The organism is Thermococcus sp. 9N3 (assembly GCF_012027685.1).
GTDB lineage: Archaea > Methanobacteriota_B > Thermococci > Thermococcales > Thermococcaceae > Thermococcus > Thermococcus nautili.
Window position 1 is genome coordinate 1 of sequence record NZ_SNUV01000010.1, and the last position, 486, is coordinate 486.

At 54.5% G+C, this 486-nt stretch carries 1 protein-coding gene; it reads right to left on the reverse strand.

Annotation, left to right across the window (positions count from 1 at the left end):
* On the reverse strand, positions 1 to 486 hold a 486-nt coding region (locus E3E30_RS11160), incomplete at both ends, for a His/Gly/Thr/Pro-type tRNA ligase C-terminal domain-containing protein (RefSeq protein WP_206205172.1).

A 486-nucleotide genomic window follows, 5' to 3' on the forward strand; every position in this document is an offset into this window, starting at 1 on the left:
TCCCTTTCAATTTTAACGGCTATCTGTTCACCGCTCTCCATGTCCCTTATCGTGACCTTGCCCTCAGCCAGATCCTTCTTGCCGACTAAGATGACGTAGGGCACGCCAAGCCTTCCTGCATAATCTAAGGCCTTCTTGAGTTTTCTGCCCATGAGGTCGTAGTCGGCCGTGATGCCTTTCTTCCTAAGGCTCTGAGCTATTTCAATGGCCTTCGCCCTGAGCTCAAGCTCTTTCCCGATTGGAATCACGTAGACGTCTGGCCTGAGCTTCGGCTCTGGAATCAGGCCCCTCCACTCAAGGATCGGGATGAGGCGCTCTATTCCTATGGCAAAGCCCGTCGCTGGAGTTGGCTTGCCCCCAAAAACTTCAATGAGGTTGTCGTACCTTCCGCCACCGCCTATTGAGCCTATGCCGAGGTCGTTGGGCGCTATGGCCTCGAAGACTATGCTGGTGTAGTAGTCAAAGCCCCTCGCGATGCCGAGGTCT